The organism is Mangrovibacterium sp., from assembly GCF_041596335.1.
GTDB lineage: Bacteria > Bacteroidota > Bacteroidia > Bacteroidales > Prolixibacteraceae > Mangrovibacterium.
Window position 1 is genome coordinate 21,166 of sequence record NZ_JBFHIT010000031.1, and the last position, 19,733, is coordinate 40,898.

A 19,733-nucleotide genomic window follows, 5' to 3' on the forward strand; every position below is an offset into this window, starting at 1 on the left:
TGAAATTTGGTCGGATTAAGTTTTTGTTAGGGGGAATTTTTCGATTTTTAAGACCTGTCGGGCTAATTTAGTACAATCAAAAAACCACGAGCAAACCAATTTCCTGCTTATGAAAAAATCAATTATTGGAACTTCGGTTCTTCTTGTTTTGGGATGCAGTCCGACCGGTGCTCAGCAGCAAAAGCCAAATATCCTTTTTATTGGTGTGGATGATCTGCGGACAGAATTAGGGTGCTACGGATCTGATATTGCTGTTTCGCCCAACCTGGATAAGTTGGCAAGCGAAGGCATGCTGTTTCGCCGGGCTTATTGCCAGCAGGCGATCTGCGGCCCTTCCCGGGCAAGCCTCATGACCGGAATCCGTCCGCATTCCAGCGGCATCACGCACAATTACATACCGTTCAGGAAAAATCTGCCCAACATGGCTACCATTCCGCAAACATTTATCGCCAATGGGTATGATGCTGTTTCGTACGGCAAAATTTTTCATCATGGCGATGAGGATGAGCAATCGTGGAATTACCCGCAACTGCAGGAGGCTCGTAAGGCAAATCAACGGAGCGGCTTTGCTCTTCAGGATAACAAAGACATTACCCTCGAAACGAAAAAAGCCATGTTTGCCAAATATGGCGAAGTGGCGAAATATGGTTTGGCCAGCGGACCGGCTTACGAATGTGCAGATGTTCCCGACAATGCGTATGTCGACGGTTACAATACGGATTTAGCCATCACCGCCTTGAAGGAATTGGCAAAAGGGGAGAAGCCTTTTTTCTTGGCGCTGGGTATGCATAAGCCGCACCTGAACTGGATTGCCCCCAAGAAATACTGGGATTACTACGACCGGGACCAAATACCGCTATCTGTGCAACCCGAAGCGCCGGAGGAAGGCGCAGAGATGGGAATTCACCCATCGTTCGAACTTCGTGTGCGGGATGGAATTCCCAAGCAAGGCGACCTTGATCCGGAACTGGCACGGACCCTGAAGCATGCTTACCTGGCCTGCGTGAGTTACATCGATGCACAGATTGGAAGAATGATTGAGGCGCTCGATGAGGCTGGCGTTCGTGATAATACAATCATTATTGTATGGAGCGATCATGGTTTTCATCTGGGTGATATGGGAATCTGGGGAAAAGCCACCAACTATGAAATTTCAACCAGGGTTCCGTTTATGATCTGGACTCCGGATATGCCGAAAGGTAGCCGTGGAAAAGGTAGTGATGCATTGGTGGAGTTGGTGGATATGTATCCTACTTTATGCGATCTGGCTGGCATTGAGGAACCCGGAGAGTTGGAGGGCTGTAGCTTTAAGCTGTTGTTGAGTGAGCCCGATCGTCCATGGAAATCCGCTGCATTCAGCCAGTTTCCAACTCCGGCGCTGAGAGAATGGGGGGCTTTCCCGTTGAGGCCGGCCATGCGCGAAACTTATTTTGGACCGCTTCTCGAAGAGGTGGAAGAACGAATTCAGCTTCAGCAAAAGGGAAAGTGGGATCGCGAATTGTTCGAGAATTACCTGATGGGCTATGCCATGCGTACCGAACGCTATCGGCTGATTGCCTGGAAAGATGACCGAAAACCTGGTGAAAATCCTTTGTTTATTGAATTGTACGACCACCTTAATGATCCGCTCGAAACAAAAAATATTGCCGCCGAGAATCCCGAGCTGGTTGCCCGTTTGATGGCGCAACTGGAGGCAGGTTGGAAAGGTAATTTGCCGAAAGAAAATAGCAATAACTAACTTACTAATACCAATATGAGAAGAAGAGATTTTTTTAGAAAAGGGGCTACTGCAGCTGTGGCCACCAGCTTGATCCCGTTGGCAGGGAGTGCTTCCAATAGCAAGCAGGCTTATGGTGACCGGGAATTGGATAAATGGACCCATTTGGGAAGCGGGAAGAAAGAAATGCCCAATCGGAAAGAGACGCAACGGTATGATGTAGCGGTATTAGGCGGCGGATTGACGGGTATTTGTGCTGCTGTGTCGGCAGCCCGTAACGGTGCAAAAACCGTGTTGGTGCAGGATCGGCCGGTGTTGGGCGGAAACAGCTCCAGCGAGATGCGTGTGCATGTTCATGGTGTGTCGCACCTTCGTCCCGACAACAAACCGGAGCGCGAAACAGGGGTCATTGAAGAAATTCTGTTGCATAACCGATTCAATAACAAACAGGAATCCTTCCCGGTGTGGGATCATGTGTTGTATGACTTCGTTATCCGGGAGCCCAACCTGACGCTGATGTTGAACACCCAGGCTGTAGAAGCGGTGATGGACGGTACTAAAATTAAAGCGGCCATATGCTGGCAGGCAACTACCGAAATGGAATATACCCTGGAGGCAAAGCAGTTTATTGATTGTTCGGGCGATGGTTTGCTTGCAGCTACTGCCGGAGCGGAGTACCGTACCGGCCGGGAAGGGAAAGCCGAATTCAACGAACAATACGCTCCCGACCAACCCGATGGTTGGCAGATGGGTGCTACACTGCTCATTTCGGCCCGCGACTACGGAAAGCCCATGCCTTATGAGCCGCCGCACTACGTGATTAAATATGAGGGAGATAAGTCGAACCCCAAACGCAAGCTGATCAATTTCAAAAACGGCATTTGGTGGATCGAAGTTGGAAGCAATGATGATATTATTGCTGATGCTGAAAAGATTCGGCACAAGCTGATGGGCTACCTGCACGGAGTATGGGATTACATTAAAAACTCGGGCAAGTTTCCGGAGGCTGAAAATATGGCTCTGGAGTGGGTTGGCTCATTGCCTGGCCGGCGGGAATCGCGTCGCTTTATCGGCGATTTCATCCTTTCGGAAAAGGACCTTACTGAACACCGCCATTTTGACGATGCTGTAGCTTATGGCGGTTGGTCGCTCGACGAGCACTGCTGGGCAGGGATCGAAAATCTCGCCGACCCGCCAAGTTATTTCCACCACTATTTCCATCGTGTTTACGAAATTCCTTACCGGAGTTTATATTCCAGAAACATAGCCAACCTTTCGTTCGCAGGGCGTAACATCAGCCAAACACATATCGCTTTGTCGTCGTCGAGAGTAATGGCCACGTGCTCGCTAATGGGACAGGCCGCAGGAACAGCTGCTGCTCTTTGTGCAGCCAAGGGAGTTAATCCGCGTGATATTGCCTCTAAGCATGTTAGTGAATTGCAGGAGCAATTGCTGCGCGACGATGCTTTTATACCGAATCGTCCGGCCAACGATCCGCTTGATTTGGCGACAAAAGCGGCCACAGTTTTTGCCTCTTCCACATCGAGCGGCGATGCAAAATTGCTTACCGATGGGGTGTCGCGCGATTTCGAGGGCACAATCCACCATTGGGCCTCTGCAGGCTTACCGTCAACAGTGCAAATGGAATGGGAAAAGCCGGTTGATTTGTCGAAAGTAGAGCTGAAGTGTGATACAAATGTAAAACGTAACCTGATGATGCTCAAAGAGTCGACCGTGGATGATGCGCATTGGAATGATGTTCCTGTTGAACTTATGAAAACGCTCAATCTGGAAGCAAGAGTAGATGGGCAATGGGTGAAGATTGGTTCAATTGAAAAGAATAAAACCCGCTTGGTGAAATTCAATTTTGATACAGTCAGGACTACAGCTGTTCGTATTAATTTAAAGGAAACTTATGGCGCTAAAATCGCAAAATTGTTTGAGGTACGCTGCTACTCGTAATGACCAGGTATTATTTCTATACTGCTTTAATATTGGTTGTGTTAGCTTGCAGTGCTAACCGGCATGGAGTACTTGCACCCGGAACGGATCCAGGAGGGACGATTCATCGAGTCGGCCTCTCTGACCCGGCTCATTTTTTGGAAGAACCGGTAGTGTACGACCTGGTGGAACGAAAGAGCCCCAATGGGCTGCCAAGCGAATTTTTTTTGGATGTCCCTTCCGTCTATTGTGACGACAGTGTATGTAAAATAGTTCCCGTTCGGATTTTCTGGAATCCGATTGGAGAATATCAACGCTTTGAACTTGAGAAGCGCAACAAACTTGAGAAAAATAAAGGCAAGCCATTTTCAAAGAAAGATTGCCAAAAGTTAGATCGTATTCTTCAGGATAAAACTTCTCCTTTCGGCGGGATCTCCCTGAGTGAAATTACGAAAACCAGCAGTTCTGAAGGTGTTGACGCTATCTCAGGAGCTACTACAATCGTGCTCGACGATAATGCAACAGTCAGGGGAGCGACACTGACTTGCTACACGCTGTGGAGGTGGGGCAATGGCGATGTCTGTGACTCGATCAGACGAATATCCGGAGACGCATTGAGCCCGGTTATCCTAAGAAGTTACCTTGACGCCGAAGATAATTTGAAGCTGTATGCCATTGACCAAATCTCCAGGCGGCGCTTGTTTGATCCTGAGACTGTTGCTTCAGTCGTTCGGAGTTCCTGTTCCGATATGCGTGAATGGAGTGGATATCAAATCCGTTATTTGGAGCAAGCTCCTGATTCGGTTTACTTTTCAATGTTGCGGCTTTTAGTGAGTACAGATGATGAATTTCAAAAGGTGGCTTCTCTAAATTCATTGCTGAAAACCAAAAAGCTAGCACCAGCGGGTTATTTTGACCAAATCGGCGAGTTATTGCCCGGGTTAGATTCGTATCAAGTTGTGGATTTGTTCCTGAGATTAATGGAGCAAAAAAATGCCGGAAGTGAACTCATAAATGAGAAATTAATTTTACTTCTTGACAGAAGTATTCTAATCAGCCGCAGGGCGTATTGGTTTTTGAATAATCAGAAACTCTCTGCTGAGCAGGAGGCTGTACTTCGGAAGTATAGAACGGCCAATGCCGAATATTTTTAAGACCTTGTCTGCCGATCTGATTAAAAGTCTGAAAGTAACCCGTAATTAGTAGCTAAGATGTCGAAGACACAGTAAAAAGTTAAGTCATTTTTCCTCAATCTGAGTCATTTTATGGTTAATCAGGGGGTAAAATTGTGCCAATACCGGGTAAAAAGAATAAATCAAAAAAGAGCGGTATTGCCGATATTGTAACTTCTAATAACAATTGAAATAATACGATTTAGAATAATACCCGGGTATAGTTTAAGAGTACAAAAGAATTCTATTGAAATGAAGTTAAAAATAATCACTTTCCTATTGATTTTTACACTGAAGGCCGGGGCACAACAGATCCTTCGTCTTTCTTCATCTGGCGACGATATGACAGAAGTGGTTCGCGCAGCAATGGTACGCTGTACGGATAAGAATATCAAACTGGTGTTTGAAAAGGGAACCTATTTCTTTCGACCTGATTACGCTTTGGCAAAATACTGCGTCGTGACCAATCATGGCAACGGATTAAAGAAGATCATTTTCAATTTTGAAGGTTATGAATCTGTAGAGATCGAAGGCAACGGTTCTGAGTTTATTTTTCACGGACAAGTCATGCCGTTTTTATTCGATGACTGTGATAAAATTCAAGTACGGAACCTGACAATTGATTGGGATATTCCTTTTCTTTTCCAAAGCGAGGTTCTTGCCGTCAATGAAGAGGAACAATGGATTGACGTTTTGCCTTATACGGATGGCTTTTCATGGCAACTGAAAAACGAACAAATACAATTCCCAAATATCGACGGATTTATCTATCCGGAATTAGGCAGCACGATGGCTTTCGATAAAGTTGAAAGTCGAGTCGCGCACGGAGCCTGGGATTTTCACAGCTCGCCGAGATGGGTGGAAGAAATGCCATGTGGAATGTTACGCATTCACGAGACACTGAAACACTATCCCGAAGAGGGGGACGTTTTGTGCTCAAAAGGAGATCGGGAACACGACCGCTACGCTCCGGCTTTTCAAGTGAAAGCATCTAAAAATGTACTTTTTGAAAATACAGTGGTACATCATGCGTTGGGGATGGCGTATTTGTTTGAGCGGACGGAAAATATTTCGATTTTAAATTGCGGAGTCTACCTGCGCGAAGGTTCGTCGCGCGTCGTATCATCCACCGCTGACGCAACGCACTTTGCGAATTGTAAAGGCGATATTTTAATCGAAAACTGCCGTTTCGAAAATATGCTCGACGATGGAACCAATGTTCATGGTACTTATGTCGAAGTCAGTAAAATACTCAACGAAGACGCGGTGCAGGTTGAACTGAAACATTTCGAGCAATATGGGTTTGAGTTTGCCGCTCCGGGGGATGAAGTTTGGTTTGTAAAAAGCCCGGATCCGGGCAGAGGGGAAGTTAATATTGTCCTGGCAGCAAAGCCGGTAAACGAACGTTTTATCGATCTTCAATTTGAAAGACCCTTGCCCAAAGATCTGAAAATTGGCGATGTGCTGGAAAATAAAACCTGGAACCCGACTTTTACTATGCGCGGATGTACGATCCGTGACCACCGGGCGCGGAATGTCGTTCTGAAAACGCCGCTGAAAACAGTTGTTGAGAATAACTACTTCTCATCTATGATGTCCTCAATTCTTTTCAGGGGCGAAACTTTTTTCTGGTTTGAATCAGGGGCGGTTGAAGATGTTGTCATTCGTAACAATACATTCGATTACTGTGCCTACAGCGGAACCGAGCATGCGGTGCTTTTCATTACTCCAAAACTGGGTTCAAATTATAACTCCCACCTGACGTACGACCGCAACATTCGGTTTGAAAACAATAAGATAACGACTTTTGATAACCGCATCGTATGGGCAGATAGGGTTGATGGTTTAGTTGTAAAAGGAAACACGATCATTCAGACATTTGATGCCAAACCGCTTTATCCTGATGCCCCGCTGATTGAGTTGTCAAATTGCAAAAACGTCAGCCTAACCCGGAATAGTTACGAGGGGATCTGCAAAACAAGTATTGCGTCGGATCAAACATCCGGACAATCGCTGATGATGGAATCTAATGCAGGTTTTTAGGTACTCCTTTGTCGTTGCGAAATAGTTTAGAAAATGAAGAAAATGAAAAACAGATTGTTGAAAATAGCCGGAGCTGCATTGGCGTTGCTAACTCTTGCCGGCCTGGCGGAAGCAGCTTCTCCGAAGCCCAACATTTTATTTGCCATTGCTGATGATGCATCCTGGAAAAGTTTTGGAGCCTACGGCTGTGAATGGATCAAAACACCTGCTTTCGACAGAGTAGCCAATGATGGCATCCTGTTCACCAATGCCTACACGCCAAATGCCAAATGCGCACCTTCGCGGGCATGTATTTTAACCGGCCGAAACAGTTGGCAACTGGCGGAGGCATGCAACCACAATCCCCGGTTCCCGGCTCGGTTTAAAACCTATGCCGAAGCCCTGGGCGAAAACGGCTATTTTGTCGGAAGTGTAGCCAAAGGCTGGTCTCCGGGCGACCCCGGCAAAGTAAACGGGAAAAAACGGGAACTTGCCGGTCCGAAGATCGATGAAATAAAAACCGAACCACCTACGAGCAGTATTTCAGATATCGATTATGCAGCGAATTTTGAAACGTTCCTGAAGTTGCGCCCTGAAGACAAGCCCTTTTGTTTTTGGTATGGCGGACACGAACCCCACCGATCCTATGACTATGGATCCGGAATCAGAAAAGGTGGCAAATATATGCAAGAGATTCGTGAAGTGCCGCCCTTTTGGCCCGACGTGGATACAGTTCGAACTGATCTATTGGATTATGCCTTCGAACTTGAGTATTTCGATATGCAGCTGATGAAGATGCTGGAAACACTCGAAAAGGCAGGAGAACTCGGGAATACCATTGTGGTGGTTTGCGCCGACAACGGCATGCCTTTCCCCCGTATCAAAGGTCAGGAGTATGAATATTCGAACCACCTGCCGTTGGCAATCATGTGGCCCGACGGAATCAAAAATCCGGGAAGGGTAGTTGACGACTATGTGAGCTTCATCGATTTTGCACCGACTTTTCTCGATCTGGCGGGATTGACAGATCACTCAGCAGGCATGCAGTCCATTGAGGGTAAAAGCCTCTCAGATATTCTTTATGCTGAAAATGATGGCCGCGTAACCAGTTCACGCGACTATGTGCTGATCGGAAAGGAGAGGCACGATGTTGGCCGGCCTGACGATGAAGGTTACCCAATCCGGGGCATCGTGGAAGACGGCTTTCTTTACCTGATCAATTTTGAAGCGGAGCGTTGGCCGGTAGGCAATCCCGAAGTTGGATATCCCAATTGCGATGCAAGTCCGACAAAAAGTTACATCCTCAATACCCGTCGTCACAATTCCGACTGGAGGTATTGGCAGTGGAATTTTGGCAAGCGGGTGGCCGAAGAACTTTACAACGTACAGCAAGATCCGTATTGCATGACTAACCTGGCCGCTGTAGCAGCTCACTCAGAGTTAAAGGAAAAGCTTAAATCGAAATTAATTGAGAAATTGACAGAACAAGAGGATCCGCGAATTTTGGGGAATGGCGAAATCTTCGAACAATATGAGTATGCAGGTCAGGCCCGAAATTTTTATAACCGAAAGATGAACGACGAAAATGTTCCTTCGCAGTGGATTCATGACAGCGATGTTGATTTGGATTTAATTGAATCGAAAGTCAACCATAAATGAATCATAAAAACAAACCCGAGCAAATGAAATTGAAAATATTTATACAGGCCGGAATGTTGTTTGCTGGCCTTCCAGAGCATGTGGCAGCTTCTGAAAAACCCAATATCGTCATCTTCTTTGCCGATGATTTGGGGTGGGCCGACCTGGGCTACCGAAACAAAGATTTCAATACACCGAACATTAACCAGTTGAAAAAGGATGGTCTGGAGTTCACCCGGGCCTATGTTGCCACGCCAACATGCAGCCCAAGCCGTGCATCGCTTCTGACGGGAAAAGAGCCCATTCGATTTGCAATGCCGCGCCATGTTACGAATGAAGATCCGAAGAATACAACAGATGAATTCAACCTGTGGCCGAATGATCCGGTGCAGATGCCTTCTCGCAACTGGCTACCGCTGGAAGAGACGACTTATGCCGAGTGCTTAAATGAACAGGGTTACTACAATGCTTTCATTGGTAAATGGCACCTGGGCGGAGAGGCTTTTTATCCTTCCAAACAGGGATTTGACGAAGCAATCGGCGAATGCCCCCATGGCCATCCTCAAAATTATTATCCGCCCTATTGGAAGGAGGACAATCCCTTTCCGAAAACTCATAGCGAATACCTGACCGACCTGTTGACAGATAAAGCAGTGGATTTCATCCGAAATTACGAGCGGGATGCGCCTTTCGAGCTTTCGCTTTTTCATTTTGGCGTGCATGGTCCTCAAATCGGACGGAAAGACTTAATTCAGCATTACAAAGATCTGGGCTGGGAGGATCGCTATGCTGAATATGGAGCCATGGTAACCGCACTCGACGAATCGCTGGGGCGTTTAAGAAAAGCACTGACCGAAAAAGGAATTGCCGGCAACACCATTATCATTTTTACCTCAGATCAAGGTGGATTTTTCTCGAACTATCCTTTGCGCGGAGCGAAAACAGGTGGAAATACACTGGGAGAAGGAGGGGCTAGGGTGCCATTTATTTTGTATTACCCGGGAATAACCGAGGCAGGAGCTGTATGTCACGTGCCAATTCAGACGCTCGATGTTTTTCCCACCCTGCTGGAGATTGCATCCGGTAAACCATGCAGCGATACCGCCATTCAGGGGAAAAGCCTGATGCCGCTGATCAATGGTGAGGAATTCCCCGAGCGTAATCTGTACTTTTTCCGTTCGTACGAAAATCAGTATGCTGCGATTATCAACGGCGATTGGAAACTGATCAAGTATCACCAGGGCCCCTCACAATTGTACAACATTCGCGACGATATTGGCGAAGCCGGTGACCTGATTTTCGTCAATCCGAAAAAAGCGAAACTGCTTCATGCTGAACTGGAGGAATGGGAAAAAACGGCTGTAACTAAATTTTGAAGATAATAATTGAAACAACCAGGATGAAGAATAAAATTTTTGGGCTGATACTGTTATTCGTTTTGTCGGGCAGCCATAATTTGAAGGCCGAGATTATCGGGCGACAGAATTTTAATCAAGGATGGAAGTTCAAGCTGCTCAACGATAAGACACTTTGGGGCGATTCGTATGAGAGTCCCGGTTTGGACGATGCCGATTGGGAGGCCGTCAGTCTGCCTCACACCGCCCGACTGGAGTCGCTGGTTGTTAATAACCAATGGCAGGGAATCTGTTGGTATCGGAAAACATTTCCTGTGTCGGCTGATTTGGAAGGAAAGAAGCTGCTTATTGAACTTGAGGCAGCGATGAACTATTCTCAAGTTTGGATTAACGGGAATGAGGTATCTGAACACCATGGCGGGTATTTGCCAGTTGTGATTGATATTACTGATCATATTCTTTTCGGGGAAAGGAATATGATCGCAGTTCGCCTGAATAATATGGATAACCCAATTACCGGGCCCAAGCCGCTAAAGATTCTGGATTTTAACATGTATGGTGGCTTGTACCGCAATGCTTGGATGATTGTAAAAGACAAGGTTCATGTCAGTCATTCCAATGAGGCCGGTATTGTTGCCGGAGGAGGTATCTTTATTACCTACCCAAAGGTCTCAGCAGAGGAGTCTGTTGTGCGGGTGAAGACGCACATCGAGAATGATGACCAAACGCCAAAATCAGTTAAGGTTGTACAATCAGTTGTTCAAAACGGACTTGTTGTGGCCGGGAAAAAATCTGAAACGTTGGTTGTAAGCCCGAATGGAAATATTTCTTCTACAGTTGATATTCCGGTCTCAAATCCGATGTTGTGGTCTCCTGGTTCACCAAACATGTATTCGTTGGAAACAACTGTTTTGGTTGACGGAACCCCGGTTGATAAACAAGAAACCCGTTTCGGCATTCGCGAATTCAGACTGGAAAAGGATGGACTCTATATCAACGGGGAAAAGACTTTTCTGCGGGGAGTAAACCGTCACCAGGAATATCCGTTTGTAGGATATGCCTTGTCGGATAATGCCCAATATCGCGATGCAAAAAAGATTAAGGAGGGTGGATTCAACTACATTCGCTTGTCGCATTACCCGCAGTCGCCTGCATTTATGGACGCCTGCGATGAGCTTGGGATTGTGGTTCTGGACGCAATTTTAGGCTGGCAGTATTATGCCGACAACGACCATTTCCGGAATTATTGCTACCGATCGGCAAAAGAGCTGATTCGCCGGGACCGAAATCATCCCTGCGTACTGGGCTGGGAGGTTTCGTTGAATGAAACACAGATGCCGATATTTTTTCAGGAAGAATTGCACCGGATAGCCCATGTTGAATATCCCAGTACATACACCTATACCGCTGGCTGGATGGATGGCGTTTACGACATTTTTCTGCAAGCCCGTCAGCACAAAATCGGTCACAGCGAAGATTATGAAAATCGCGACACAACAAAATTCTACTCTGTTTCAGAATACGGCGATTGGGAATACTACTCAAGCAATGCTGGTTTGAACCAACATAAAATGGACAAGACCACCCGTTACGAGACCAGCAGCCGCCAAAAGCGGGGATACGGCGAGGCGCGTTTGTTAAACCAGTGCCGCAACGTGCAGGAAGCGCACAGCGATAACCTGACAACAGCCGCATTTGCCGACAGCTACTGGGTAATGTACGATTATAACAGAGGATACCACGATGATATTGAGTATTCAGGTTTGATGGACATCTTCCGGTTGCCAAAATATGCATACTACTTCTACCAAAGTCAGGAAAGTCCTGAAGTCAGAAAGGTGCTTGAAATTGCCAGCTACTGGAATGAACGATCGCCACTTGATGTGAAAGTCTTCTCCAACAGTGATGAGGTTGAACTTTACCTGAACGGAGAGCTTATTGCCCGCCAAAATCCTGACAGCGACTCCATATCGGCAAACCTGAGTCACCCGCCATTTACATTTAAAATGGAAACATTTGAGCCAGGAGAACTGAAAGCGGTTGGTTATATCGAAGGGGACGCAGTTGCAGAGTCAGTCGTAAGGACACCCAAGAAACCAACTGCCTTGAAAATATGGTTGGATGAAAGTGGCCGTAGGGCAGAGGCCGGTTGTAATGATGTGTTGTTTCTGTATATCGCAGCCGTGGATGAAAACGGAACCATCAATCCGAATTTCGACGGAGAGATCAATCTCGAAATCAACGAGAATGCTGAAATCATGAACCAAGGGGCGATTAAAGCAGAGGCAGGAATTGCAACGGCTTTGGTGCGAATAAAAGCCAAAGCCGGCGAAGTGAAGGTTATCGCTAAAGCAGAAAGTTTACAGCCATCCGCCAGTCAATTCAAAGTTGCAGAGTAGGCAACATAGCCATTCGCGAAAAAGCGACCTGGACGGTCCGAAAAAAATAATTTGTTGATGTCATTTAAAATCGAAAAATATATCGATATGAAAATACTCAGGAAAAATACTGTTTTAGGATGATGTCATTGACTACAGTTGCGCTGGTTGGTGCCTGCAGTCAGTCGACAAAAGCTCTCGCTGTTTTACTCGAAAAACCCAATGTTGTTGTTATGGATATGCAACAAAAAACTGTACGGCTAATTAAGCGCTACGCTGCTATTGTTTGATTATTATTTAGTTGTTCAAATTCGATTATTGTTTTGTACCCTAAAGCCGAGTGCCTTCTTCGTTTGTTGTACCAGGTTTCGATCCACCGAAACAAGGTTAACTTGGCTTGTTCCTGATCGAGGAAGCTCCGTTGATAGACCAACTCAACTTTTATCGTTTTAAAGAAGCTTTCGGCCACAGCATTGTCCCGGCAGTTGCCCTTTCTGCTCATACTTCGGCTAACCAACTTCTCACGTTCCAGAAGATTGGTAAAAGCATTGCAGGCATACTGGACACCAAGGTCTGAGTGAAAAATTAGTTCATCCGTAATCGGACCATTCTTTACGGCCATCCTCCATGCTGGAATACTCGTTTCTTCCGCACTTAAGCCTTTGCTCATGGCCCAGCCAATCACCTAACGATCAAATAAATCAATAATGACAGTCAGGTACATCCAACCTTTATTTGTTCTGATATAGGTGATATCGGAACCCCAAACTTTTGCTGGAGCCGTAACCGAAAAATCCTGATTTAACAGGTTGGGAGCAATTGGGTATTTGTGTCTAGAGTCGGTTGTCGCTTTGAACTTTCGTTTCCGCTTGGCTTGTAGCCCTGCTGCGGTCATAATTCGAGCCGTGCGCGGACGTGAAACTGTGTACCCTAAAGAACGGAGTTCCTCGGTCATCCGTGGGCTTCCATAGCTTTGACCACTATCCTGAGAGATCCGTTTAATTTCCACCAATAACTTTTGAATTTCATTCCATCGGTTTGACTCTCCGTTCTGAAGCCAGTGGTAATAACCGCTTTTGCTTATTTTGAATGCTTTACACATCATCTCAATAGAAAATCGATTGCGGTGATCACTTATAAATTGGTAGATTTCCCATCGCTCACGGAGAAGATGCTGATTGCCTTTTTTAGGATATCGCGCTCCATCCTGGCTTCTCGAAGCTCTTTTTGCAAACGAGCATTTTCCCGCTCCAAATCCGACATCTTCGGGTTCCCGTAATCGGGGAAACTATTGTCTTTGTACTGACTAAATTCCTTGCGCCATCGGTAAAGTAATGCTCGGTCGATCCCAAGTTCATCTGCAATCTCACTCGCGTTCCCTCTTGCATACGATAATTCGACTGCCTTTCTCTTAAATTCTTTGTCAAACTTCTTTCTCATAGGACTCATAATGTAGGTAAATAAATTGTACTTAACCTACCGTCCAGTCAAATGTAGCAGTTCCATTATAATTCGTTATCCTTTCCGGCATTTAGTATTGCAATACCTGTCTGGTAACCTCTCTTGTCTTACCTCTTGCATTTTGTAGGTGTTTACAGTCCGGATCCCTCTGTTTTCAAATCCGACCAGGGTACTTTTTATTCCTGATCTTCTTCCAATGGGAATCGCTGCTATACCGTTTTGATCGGATGAAAACGCCGGATTTTTCCTCTAGATGGCCTTTTATCTTTCTGTTATAAGGTTTCCGTTTCTTTATTGTCTTTCTTGTAGCGAAAGAATTGTTTCCCCTTGGTAACGCTGTTTTTTCGGGGGCTAGTGACGCGCTTTGTTTTTTTTCATCCTTCAGAGGTGCCTGCTTTTTCTGAACAGTCACGAATTCGATATTATCTTCGATCGTCGAGGTGACAATTGTTTCATTGCCTTCATCATCTTTGAATAACAAAGTACCTGGTTCATTTTTCAGACCAATTTGCTTTTTATTCGCTCTGCTGCCTGAATTACTTGTTTGGCTTTTTAATGAACTTTCTGCTAGCCGGGATGAACCATTGCCTTTTGACGTTTTCTTTGGCTTAAAGAATTTGAGCGTTACCGAGTCATATAAAGCATCGTAGAAGTATTTGTACCCAAAAAAGGCCCCTAACATGATTACAGCTACTTTGCGTTCATTTTTATATTCATCGAAAGTTCTCTCCAGTTCAACCCGGTAATGCTCCAGGTTGAATTCGCCTTTTTTCTGGATGTATTCTTTTTGACTTAAAAACCAGGCAAAAACATATTCCCATCTTAGGTTATCAGAAGTCAGCTCTCTAAACTTCGTTTTAATTGCTTCAAGATTTTTATTTTCTCTGTCCAACTTAAAGAACTCCCAACATCTTCCGGGCTTGTGGTAGTGTAGCTCCTCCAAAACCGGAAAAAGCTGGGTCGATTTAAATTGATAACCTTCCTGAAGATGATTACACATGATCTCAAACAGATCAAACAAGTAACCGTCATAACCTTCCGGGAAGAATTCAGTTCGGTCGTAAACGATCGATTGAATGATCAAATTATTAAATTGTTTATCCTTTGATTTGTATGACTCTCGTGCTTTTAGTCCCTGAAAAATATCGTCTGTCAGGTTGGGTGGAAGAAAATCCAGCGTTTTCCAATCCTCTTGAAAACCACTAATTTTCCATAAGGCGTCGACTCCTTTTTCTTGAATTTTGAGCTGCCATAGCTGCTGAACTTCAGAAAGAACTTGTTTGCACCAAGGGTAGTAGCTCAACTGAATCCGGTTATCCAATTTGGTAGAAAGCGAGAGCTTTGCCTCATTGCTCAGTACCAGCACCTCATCGATATTCGGAATTTCAATACGAGGGAAGGATGTATCATTCGAATTGATTTTCGCTCCTATAATCAGGTATTCTTCGTCGTATTCAAAGAATGGCAATAGCAGCAGTGCATCAGCCATTTTTTTTATGAGTACCGATTCCGGCATATCTGCATCAATACAGTTTTTCAGGTCGATGTTTATTTCTCCCGATTTATACAACGCATTGAACTGGAAACGTGATAAAAAAGTATATATATTATTCATTGCTGTTTTTTTTAGAAACCAAATTGTGAACTTGAAGATGCCTGTTGGGGGGCCAGCTCTCTGTCAATATCGATGTATCGACATACGGATTTAATTTTCTCGAGTAAGTGATACGGAGTTGAAGAGTACGATACATAAAGATTCTTTCGGCTGCGAGTTAGCGCAACCATGAAAACTGTTTCCTGCGCGTCACCCATAAGCCCCATTGGAGTTTCACATAAAGGCATGAATACATTTTCGAAATCCATGCCTTTGGAACTATGGTAGGTCATGAGGATAACATTTTTTTGCTGTATCGCATTTTGAAAAGATCCGTAGCTATTCCCTACATATTCTAGATTAAGCCCCTTTGATCTCATGAAACGGTTTAAATCATTGTAATCCGGTTTCCCGTAGCTGTTTTTTGCAACCACCCAATACGAGGTGTTATTGTTGTCGCAGAGTTGATTTATAAACTCCAGAATTTTCTTATGACTTGGCAGTAATACTACAGCGGTGCTATTATACCTTACCGCGTTTGTTGCTTCCTTCCAGACATACTCAATCTCTTTTCTTCTGGAAGATGCCACGCAGTACCGTACTTCCACATCGACCTTGGTTTGGTCGCGTTTAGCACGCCAGATATCCATTCGGGGAATCAGGGACTGAACCAACGAAATAATGGATCGACTTAGGCGGTGGATGATGGTTAAAACATAGGGTTCAGCCGAAAGGATTCGTTCGATTTGAGCCGGAACGACTCTATCCTCGTAAATTGACTGGTTTGTATCACCCGCGACAATTACTTTTTTGCTTCTGCGATTCATCTCTGTGACAACATCTTCGGGAAGATCCTGCACTTCATCACAAAAAATATAGTCGAAGGACAGTCCTTTTCGCTGAAATTCATGGTAAGTCACTACCGGAATTTTTTTAGGAAATTTCAGTTCTTTCATGCCCGTTTGGAACATATCGATCAGGGAATGTGTGTAAACAACGATGCAAATAGTTGCTCCCGGTTCCTTTCGAATAGTATCCAATAAGCTGTGAATCAACAAAACTGATTTACCGCTCCCGGCGAATCCCTGAATCCATATATTTCCTTTGCTTTTTACTTTCGTATTGACGAACTCTTGTTGGTCGGGATCCAATTGATCCTCGCGAATCATCCATTCAGTACCCATATTAACCTCCTGTTTAAGCTTGTTAATCCTTATTTGCAGCCAAATTCTGCGCATTGTAACCCTTTTCAATTTGGCGTTTAGGTTTCGCGTTGGAAACTTCCCTTGCCAAATCGTGTTCACCCAGGTAGTGTGCGCAGGAGCTTAGCCATCCGTATTCACCATCATTCAGCGACTGGGTTTCATAGCGTTGTTTCCATATTTCAAAAGCCTGGTTTACCATCTTTTCCCCTTCTTCATTTTCATCGTGGGCTATTTTGTACTTTCCCAATTCGAACAGGGCGTGCGCATGGTCGTTTTCCAGTTTGATGGCTTCTTCCATATATTTCACGAATTTTTCAGGATCGCGATATGCCAATAAATAGCCCGAGTTAAACGCCGTTGTCCCTGAAGGTGAGTATTGGAATGCTTTCTCATAATACTCTATGGCCTTATTCGTATTGCCTGCCGAGCTATAATGCAAGCCGATTTGATTATAATCGTGGTTGCCCGGAAATTTCTCATTGATCTCTTCAAGGGTTTCTGCCGACTTTAGTTCTTCATCCTTGTCCCGGTAAACGCGGTATAGTTTGCGCAGGGCGTTTTCAGAATCTGCGCCTTTTAAGCGGGCAATTTCGTTGTTGTATTCCTTTTCTGCTTCCAAAATCATGCGTTCCACGGTAGACAGCTCTTTATTTGAAAAGGGATTCATTGGGGTAACCATTATTTGTTGTCCGCCTACTGAAGCTCTGATGTAAAGTATTTTATCTGCACTAATCTCGACCGACAGGCTTACCTTATCGCCCCGATTGAACGAACCCGACTCCGGGGAAATTTTCACATTGAAAAGCAGTTTATTGCTATTCCCAATGCAAATGGGGAGCTCCAATAGGGTTTGGTTGTCTCTATCGATGTACAAATCTTCAAAATGAGCTAGTTCTGTCGGAATTTCAGTCGACGGATCGATCAGGATTTTCGGTATCTCGTCTCTGGTAATGACCAAGATGGGCTCGCTTGTGATTGGCTTAATGATATTTTTGCCTAAGCCATTGAGCACCAGCGAATGGATGGCAGCCCCACGCGAAACCTGCAATTGCGTGTCGGAAGGAATCAAAATATCTGCCTGGCCAAAGTAGTCCTTGAGTGCTTTCTGTATATATGGATTTTTGGAACTTCCCCCAATGAGCAGCACATTGTCAATATCGTCTTTTAGGAGATTTGCCTTTTTTAGGGCAGATTCGATTGGCAAGAAGATGCTGGTGGAGCCATCCTGATGATAGACGCCTGAGTTAAATCGGAATCCTCTGGTGGAGGTGAATTTTTGCATGAGCCTGTTAAACTGGGCATAGGTCATTTTAGGCCTTTTCAGCGTTAACACCTTGTCGCCAACCGGTATGTCTATCGTGATGTCCAGATCAATGATTAAATCACTCTCTGCTTCTTCCGGAAGCTCGAAGCCGTATGAGAGGATGGATACACCTTTACAAACCTGAACTTTCAGGCTTTCGGCGGTTTTTAATAATTTGGGCAAGATCGTGTTGCTGATGACTTTCGTTCTAAAGTTTTGAGCAGTAACCTTATTTTGCTCAAACAACTGCGGCATCAACACTTCAAAGGCAATCATGCGGTCGACATCGTCGCCGCCCAGTTTTTCGAATTTGGAGATGCTGAGGTTTTTTGAATAAACTTCATTTTTCACCGCGCCCAATTCGAGGATCGAAATATCGCAGGTACCGGCACCAAAGTCGAACACGAGTATGTTCGAGTTGTAATCGGGTATTTTAACCGGTTTGTTATTTTGAGTTGACTCCCACACATAACTAATAAAGGCCGCGTTGGGCTCATCAATCAAAGCCTGGCTGTTCACGTGCATGCCATTAGCATCGAGACATTCGATCAAATCCTTCCGTTGGTTGGCCTCGAACGACGCCGGGATACTCACGGCGTACTGAATATTGGTTGACCACCCTTCGGATAAAATCAAATCATCGATTTTTAGCTTCAGGTATTTAAAAAACACCCTGGCTGCATCCTTTCCGTTCAGAATTCGCCATTCGTTATCGGTATTTAAAATGCTTTCGGAGAAAGACGAACCGCGGTCTTCGCCCAAATCCATTTTAAAGGAATACCACACATCGCGGTTGCGTTTTAAGTCAAACTTCAGATCGGCGGCACCCTGGCCCACCAAAATGGTGTTGTTAACCGCTGCGATAACCGAAGGGCAAATGCCACTTTTTATTTCGGTACCATCAGCCGACTTTTGAGGAATCCAAAGTGTTTTACTGCCTATCTTGCGGCTATCGGCCGACATGGAGGCGACTGATATTACGGTTGTTGATGTGCCAAAGTCGATCCCCACAAAAGTATAGGCGCCCGAAAACACGTTTTCAGAAAGTTTATTGGGTAATAATTTGTCAATAGTTAAGTCTATATAGGCCATTTTGTGCTGTTTAGGTGTGTTGATTTTTAACCAGTTTTTTGCAATAGTGGTGCTGGATCCAATATCGGTATCGCTTGATTCTCTTCAACATCAGGCATTCCAAATATTTCCCGGCTCTTTCCGGATTCCGGATTAATTATCAGCTCTTTGTCTTTAGATCGTTTGCGAGGGGATAGACGATCGCTTGAATTTGATCGAGAAACCTAACCTGGTCATCACCTTTTCAAATTTATAGCCCCGGTTCGACATGTTTCCCGCGCCGAATTCGGCATCCCTCAGATTCAATGAACTCTTATATTACGCACTGTGCTGTAGAAACCAAATTTATAAAATTATAGTTTAGTATGCTATCGGTCTTTATCGATAAATTAAAATTATACTGCATAAAATTTCGCACGGGTCGCAAAGAGCTCATAATTGTTGTTAAAAGTTCAAAAGGAAGGCGGAATCAGTCGACCTGATTATAAGCCGACAGCATTGGGCTGGGATGAGTTCATCCTATAATGTCGTAATCCGGAATCTCAGACACACTATAGTAAATCTATTGGTTGAAACATAAATGAGATCATAATCCTTCCGAATCTGGAACATGCTGGCCGACATTTGTTCGGAGTGTGTTCGGAGTGTGTTCGGAGTGCGTTCGATGTGTGTTCGTTGAGTCTTAATCCTTCTTTAGCTGGAACATACTCTCGGACCTATCGGAGTGTTCAATAAGAATAAGGAACGCGCCGGTCTTAATCCTTCTTTAGCTGGAACATACTCTCGGACATAGCAAGTGCAAAATGATAAGACTCGATACGACATCGTCTTAATCCTTCTTTAGCTGGAACATACTCTCGGACTCTAGTGTTCCAG

At 44.9% G+C, this 19,733-nt stretch carries 10 protein-coding genes, 1 pseudogene and 1 CRISPR repeat array (1 of these 12 running past the window's edge); of the genes and pseudogenes, 7 read left to right on the forward strand and 4 right to left on the reverse strand.

The annotated features are described in order from the left end of the window. Positions 1-109: 109 nt before the first annotated feature. The 7 genes from ABZD21_RS11950 (at position 110) to ABZD21_RS11980 (ending at position 12,244) form a co-directional block, all read left to right on the forward strand. Positions 110-1,738 (forward strand): sulfatase, encoded by a 1,629-nt coding sequence (locus ABZD21_RS11950; protein ID WP_372775233.1) that lies wholly within the window; start codon positions 110-112, stop codon positions 1,736-1,738. A 15-nt stretch (positions 1,739-1,753) separates the two neighbouring features. Further along, on the forward strand, positions 1,754-3,679 hold the full coding sequence (locus ABZD21_RS11955) for an FAD-dependent oxidoreductase (RefSeq protein ID WP_372775234.1): 1,926 nt from the start codon (positions 1,754-1,756) through the stop codon (positions 3,677-3,679). Beyond that, positions 3,679-4,812 (forward strand): hypothetical protein, encoded by a 1,134-nt coding sequence (locus ABZD21_RS11960; protein ID WP_372775235.1) that lies wholly within the window; start codon positions 3,679-3,681, stop codon positions 4,810-4,812. The genes ABZD21_RS11955 and ABZD21_RS11960 overlap by 1 nt, the downstream gene beginning before the upstream one ends. A gap of 270 nt (positions 4,813-5,082) precedes the next feature. Then, complete coding sequence (locus tag ABZD21_RS11965; protein WP_372775236.1) at positions 5,083-6,873, forward strand: right-handed parallel beta-helix repeat-containing protein; 1,791 nt, start codon at positions 5,083-5,085, stop codon at positions 6,871-6,873. Positions 6,874-6,906: 33 nt separating this feature from the next. Further along, positions 6,907-8,511 (forward strand): sulfatase, encoded by a 1,605-nt coding sequence (locus ABZD21_RS11970; RefSeq protein WP_372775237.1) that lies wholly within the window; start codon positions 6,907-6,909, stop codon positions 8,509-8,511. Between the two features lie 23 nt (positions 8,512-8,534). Beyond that, positions 8,535-9,866 (forward strand): sulfatase, encoded by a 1,332-nt coding sequence (locus ABZD21_RS11975; RefSeq protein WP_372775239.1) that lies wholly within the window; start codon positions 8,535-8,537, stop codon positions 9,864-9,866. A 23-nt stretch (positions 9,867-9,889) separates the two neighbouring features. Continuing rightward, a complete protein-coding gene (locus tag ABZD21_RS11980; RefSeq protein ID WP_372775240.1) occupies positions 9,890-12,244 on the forward strand; it encodes a glycoside hydrolase family 2 TIM barrel-domain containing protein in 2,355 nt (784 codons plus the stop codon). Between the two features lie 250 nt (positions 12,245-12,494). Here the strand turns inward: ABZD21_RS11980 and ABZD21_RS11985 are convergent. The 4 genes and pseudogenes from ABZD21_RS11985 to ABZD21_RS12000 all read right to left on the reverse strand — a co-directional run bounded on the left by ABZD21_RS11985 (position 12,495) and on the right by ABZD21_RS12000 (position 18,878). Further along, positions 12,495-13,672: pseudogene (locus ABZD21_RS11985) on the reverse strand (IS3 family transposase). Between the two features lie 166 nt (positions 13,673-13,838). Then, positions 13,839-15,299, reverse strand: coding sequence for a hypothetical protein (locus tag ABZD21_RS11990; protein WP_372775242.1), 1,461 nt, complete (start codon positions 15,297-15,299; stop codon positions 13,839-13,841). A gap of 11 nt (positions 15,300-15,310) precedes the next feature. Next, the gene (locus ABZD21_RS11995; protein WP_372775243.1) at positions 15,311-16,516 is read right to left on the reverse strand and encodes a 3'-5' exonuclease; all 1,206 of its coding nucleotides are present in this window, start codon (positions 16,514-16,516) and stop codon (positions 15,311-15,313) included. After that, positions 16,485-18,878 (reverse strand): Hsp70 family protein, encoded by a 2,394-nt coding sequence (locus ABZD21_RS12000; protein ID WP_372775244.1) that lies wholly within the window; start codon positions 18,876-18,878, stop codon positions 16,485-16,487. Before ABZD21_RS12000 ends, ABZD21_RS11995 begins: the two co-directional genes overlap by 32 nt. A gap of 564 nt (positions 18,879-19,442) precedes the next feature. Continuing rightward, a CRISPR array of direct repeats spans positions 19,443-19,733; the repeat unit is 36 nt; unit sequence GTCTTAATCCTTCTTTAGCTGGAACATACTCTCGGA; it runs 1,899 nt beyond the window's last position.